Source organism: Desulfovibrio sp. 1214_IL3152 (assembly GCF_036763055.1).
Lineage (GTDB): Bacteria > Desulfobacterota > Desulfovibrionia > Desulfovibrionales > Desulfovibrionaceae > Desulfovibrio.
This window is the reverse complement of sequence record NZ_JBAIYW010000593.1, coordinates 1-4,752: the sequence shown is the minus strand read 5'-3', so window position 1 is coordinate 4,752 and position 4,752 is coordinate 1. Positions and strand designations below refer to the sequence as shown.

The 4,752-nt window shown below is 57.6% G+C and carries 4 protein-coding genes and 1 pseudogene; 1 reads left to right on the top strand and 4 read right to left on the bottom strand.

Annotated features, from left to right (window positions below; genetic code table 11):
• The 4 genes from V6C07_RS12420 to hisI all read right to left on the bottom strand — a co-directional run.
• Positions 1–722 (bottom strand): sulfite exporter TauE/SafE family protein (locus V6C07_RS12420; protein ID WP_333536789.1); only part of this gene is annotated, 722 nt, incomplete at its 3' end.
• Positions 723–1,100: 378 nt separating this feature from the next.
• Positions 1,101–1,877, bottom strand: coding sequence for a YkgJ family cysteine cluster protein (locus tag V6C07_RS12415; RefSeq protein ID WP_333536788.1), 777 nt, complete (start codon positions 1,875–1,877; stop codon positions 1,101–1,103).
• 556 nt (positions 1,878–2,433) lie between these two features.
• Positions 2,434–3,327 carry an ATP phosphoribosyltransferase gene (hisG, locus tag V6C07_RS12410; protein ID WP_333536787.1) on the bottom strand — a complete coding sequence of 298 codons (894 nt, stop codon included), beginning with the start codon at positions 3,325–3,327 and terminating at the stop codon, positions 2,434–2,436.
• A gap of 11 nt (positions 3,328–3,338) precedes the next feature.
• Positions 3,339–3,752 (bottom strand): phosphoribosyl-AMP cyclohydrolase, encoded by a 414-nt coding sequence (gene hisI, locus V6C07_RS12405; RefSeq protein WP_333536786.1) that lies wholly within the window; start codon positions 3,750–3,752, stop codon positions 3,339–3,341.
• 810 nt (positions 3,753–4,562) lie between these two features.
• Here hisI and V6C07_RS12400 point away from each other — a divergent pair.
• Positions 4,563–4,752: pseudogene (locus V6C07_RS12400) on the top strand (DEAD/DEAH box helicase); the annotation flags it as partial.

Below are 4,752 nucleotides of genomic sequence, written 5' to 3'. Positions count from 1 at the left end.
AGGTCTTCGTCAAAGGAAATCATGGGGGGAACGCGCAGGCCCTGAAGCTTGACGGAAATGCCGGTCATGCCGGAGCTGCCGCCGTGGGCGTCCTGGCTGGCCGCCGAGCCGCCGCGCGAACTTTTCAGAAAATCAAACAGGGCATAAAAACCGAGAAAGCCCAGCAGAACCGCATAGATGCTGCTGATAAACAGTTCGGAAAGCAGGGGGTCGGCGTTGTACAGGCCCTTGTTGATGGCCCCGCCGATGAAGGTTCCCACAACCGATCCGCACAAAAATGCAACTGCCAGCTTGCCCGACACGTTGCCAAGTTTTTTGTGGACGGTTGTACCCATGATGGCTTTGGCGAAAATGTGGAACAGGTCTGTACCCACCGCCAGAATGCCCTTGACGCCCACGGCCATGAGCGCCGGGGTGATGATGAAACCGCCGCCGGCACCGATACACCCGGTGATGAGCCCGGCGGCCAGGCCCACGGCTATGGATGCCAGAAAGATGTTTGTGGTGTAAAAGGCTGGCGCATAGGCGGATTTGCCGCCCAGCATCTCGTGGTACTCATAGGCTTCCGCCAGGCAACCCGCAAGGATGGGAACTGCCAGCGCCAGCAAGAGAAGCAGTTTTTTGCGGTTTTTGAGGATGGAAGTGGATACTTCCAGGTCCCATTTGGCGTACGCCCTTGAGCCGCTCAGCAGAAACTCATAAACTTGTCTGCCAAAACTCATACTCTCCTCCAATACGATTGTGGCCGGCCAACGGCCGTAATCATGGCCCCAACAATAAAACGCGCGGTCACAATTTGGCTGCGCGGCGCGCCCCGGTGCAGCCTTGTGCCTATAACCGACAGCTTTTCTTGTATAAAAAGAAAAGCTGTCGGAAACTTTCCCGCGCACAAAACCACCCTGACATATTCTTTCGTTTTTGTAAAAGAAATTTATCACGAGCGGCGGTTTTTTGTGGTTTGCGGGGAATAAAATGCCCTTACGGTGGTGCTTTTAAGAGCTTATATCCAACCCATTGTCACAAAAGAACAAAAATACGCAGCGTTCTGCTTGGTTTCGTGTGATTTACGGGGTTTTGTCGTGTTATTGTGAAAAAACACACTATTGCCTTTTGGCAAGCCCCTCGCTTTGCCCAAAAATGACAAGCTCCAGCCAGTCCAGGGCAAAGTCCAGGGCCGCCTCGTCGCCTTCGGGGCTGTCCTGCATGACGGCGGCCTTGCGTTCTTCGCCTATGTCCACATGGCTGAATATTTTCATGGCCGTTACAAGCTCGCGAAAACGGTCGAGCTGGAAAAGGCAGAGCACGGTCATGGTGACCATGCGCGGTTCCAGCGGCTTGCCCGTACCGCGTACCAGGGCCATAAGGCGCATATAGCGGTCGTTGGCCCTGTTGAAAGGCTGCAAGCCTTCGTGTTCCATCCATTGGCGGGGCGTGCGGTCGGCGCCCTGGTCAAAGCCGCGGCAATGGGATTCGCGCACAACGAAAAAACGTTCGGCAACGCCGTCGGCGGCCATTTTTGTGCCGCGCCCGATGGGGTAATAGCGGCAGGCGCCGGGCCTGTCCTCATATACCGCACAGCCCGCAGGGCTCACAAAGGGGCAGGGTTCGTCGGGACCGTCCAGCATGCGCAGCATGGGCAGGGGAAAGCCCGTGTCGGGAAAGCTGCGCATGGTGGTGAACGTATTAAGGAAGTCTTCGCTGGTCATGCCCATGTGGCGGCGCAGTCGCAAAATGTCGTACGGCGTAAGGGGCAGGGTCAGTTCCGCACAGCAGCGGTTGAAGCAGGGAACACCGGGATGACAGTCAAAGCGGAAGGTTTCGTCTGTTCCCAGTTCCGGCAGGGTTTCGAGAAATTCGCGGCTGGCGTCATTGCTCATGAAGGCTCCTTATGAGTTGCGGGCATATTGCGGCCCGGCGGCTTGCTGTGGGGAGGCGCGTGAGAAGGGCGGCGCGTGTTGCCGCCAGTGGCTTGAAGCTGTTGCAAAACCAGCGTGGTTCTGCTTTTACGATTGCGCTGCCAATGGCGTGCCGCGTGGTGCGCGAAAAGCGCCTTTGGGCCGCATGCCTTGTGGCAGCAAAAGTTGTGACGCATTTTTTCCAGCCTTGGCCTGCGTGGATACATTGCGTCTTGTATGCGCAGCGTTGCGGCGGGAGCAGTCGCCCGCCGCCCGCCGCAAAGATGCAAGCGCAGCTTCAGCCGTTACGACAAAGGAAGTTACGGATGCTTCAGGAGTTGTAACGCGGGAAATTACGCTTGCAGACACCATGTGTAACGAGCGGTTTGTTTCCACACAACCACTGTCGCCATTCGTAAGACTCGCAGACTCGCCAACGACTGCCGCGAAGACAGCAGAGCTATTTGCTTGCGCGGTTAAGCATCGAAGCGCGCGTGGCTTACACCTTGAGAATGTACACTCTCAAAGCTAATCTGTTCTAGATGACCTTGTTCAGGGCGTATTCAATGATGCCTTCGGCCCCGGCTTCGCGCAGGCGCGGTATAAGGTCGCGCACCACGTCAACCTGCACCACGGATTCCACGGAAAGCCATTTTTCATCCCGCAAGGGAGAAACGGTGGGCGAATTGAGCGAGGGCAGCATTTCAAGGATGAACGCCAGATTGTCGGCCGGGGCGTTCATTTTGAGGGCCACCAGATTTTCCGCCCGCAAGGCTCCCTGGAGCAGCAGGTCGAGCTGCTCGATCTTGGCGCGTTTGGCCGGGTCGGCCCAGGCGTCCTTGTTGGCGATGAGCACGGGGTAGGACAGCATCACATCGTCAATGATGCGCAGGCCGTGGGCGCGGATGGTGGTGCCTGTTTCTGTCACCTCCACGATGCCGTCGGCAAGGCCCTCCACTACTTTGGCCTCTGTGGCCCCCCAGGAGTAAAAGACATTTACGGGTACACCGGCTTTTTCAAAGTAGCGGCGGGTAAGCCCTTCCAGTTCGGTGGCGATGCGTTTTCCCGCCAGATCGGCGGCGCAGCGGTAGGGGGCGTCGCCCGCCACGGCCAGCACCCAGCGGCAGGGCCGGTTGGATGTCTTGGAGTAGACCAGGTCAGAAACGCGCACCACCTTGTCTTCGTGATTGCGCTCGGTGAGCCAGTCAAGGCCGGTGATGCCCACATCCAGCACTCCGGCTTCGATATAGCCGCCGATTTCCTGTACGCGGCACAGCGAGGCCGTGATTTCAGGGTCATTGATATCGGGAAAGTAGTTGCGCGTGTGCTTGCGGATTTTCCAGCCCGCACGCTCGAAAAGATTGATGGTGGCTTCTTCCAGCGAGCCTTTGGGTACGCCAAGCTTGATGATGGGTTTTATGTCCGCGCTCATGATTCTTTCCTTTATACGCCGTAAACTTTTTGGGGATCAAAGACCAGGGGGGCGCATTCGTTGACCGCGCCGTCCTTCCATTCCCGGTAAAAACAGGTGCGGCGTCCCGTATGACAGGCCGCGCCGCCCACCTGCTCCACAAACAGCAGTATGGCGTCGCTGTCGCAGTCCAGCCGCACAGCGCGCACTTTTTGTATATGTCCCGAAGTGCCGCCCTTATGCCAGATTTTTTCGCGGCTGCGGCTCCAATAGTGGGCCTCACCGCTTGCAAGGGTTTTGTGCCAGGCTTCTTCATTCATGTAGGCCAGCATGAGCACCTCGCCGCTGGCGTGGTCCTGTGCGACGGCGGGCAGAAGGCCCTTGCTGAAATCGGGGGAAAAAGCCTCGCCGGGGGCGGCGGAAGACTGCGGTTCGGGGGCTGTCATGGTCACTCCTTGAAAAGGCTGCGCCCTGTGTGTCCCCTGTGCGGGGTTGCGGGCGGCAAAGGGAATAAACGTACTCGTAAGAGGCATGGGACGCAAGCGCCACATGCCTGCCGGGCCGTTCTTAGAGCAGGTTAACTTTGAAATGCTTCACATTTCAAAGTTGTCATTCTGCCGAAAAGTATGATTTTTGGCAGAATCCACGCCACGTTGTGGTGCGCTGCGCGAGAGTGCAGCGTTAGACAGTGTCGTCACGAGCGCCTTTCTCGGTATCTCTGCATCGAACTTCGCCTTTTATTTCGGTCGAGCACCATAAGAGCACACTCCCTGCATAAAAGGCTCGTTCTCCTTGATACACCAAAGAAATTCATCTTGTGACGACACTGTCTGGAGCATTTATACTTTTTCAAAATTAAAATGTTCCAGGGCCACTTGTCTGCATAAGGAGCCGTGCGGCACTGTTGTTTTGTCTGCGCCGCATGGGCGCTGCGTTATTTCTTGCCGGTACGGGCGGTATCTTCGCGCGTTACGCCGGCAGCCAGTGGTGGCTGTTTGACGGAAGCCGCTGGCGCGGCCCTGCTTGACGCGATGCAGGGGCAGACTTCGATTTTATGGCGGGCAAAGAGTCAAAGAGTACACGCCGCGCAACAGGAATACTGCCTTCCGTGTCTCGCATCCGCCTGCATCCGCTGGCCGTTCATGCAATCCGCGCCGCTGCCCGGGAACGGGTGAACTTGCGCAATCCGGCGCGCTGTGGCATGCTGCCCCGTTAGTAGTTTCATATCTAAAAACGGCGTCCCGCCGGGAAAATATATGCCAGAACACCAATCAAACACCGCACCCGACAGTGCTTCCGCAGCGGCGGAAGACACGTTGGCACACAGCTCGGAAGCTCCGCTTGAAGGGCTTTCCGTCAGCGAACCGGAAGATGCCCTGCCCAGAGTGACCCTTGATGACCTGCCCGCAGACATGCGCGCCGCCTGCGCCCGCGCCGGATGGCAGG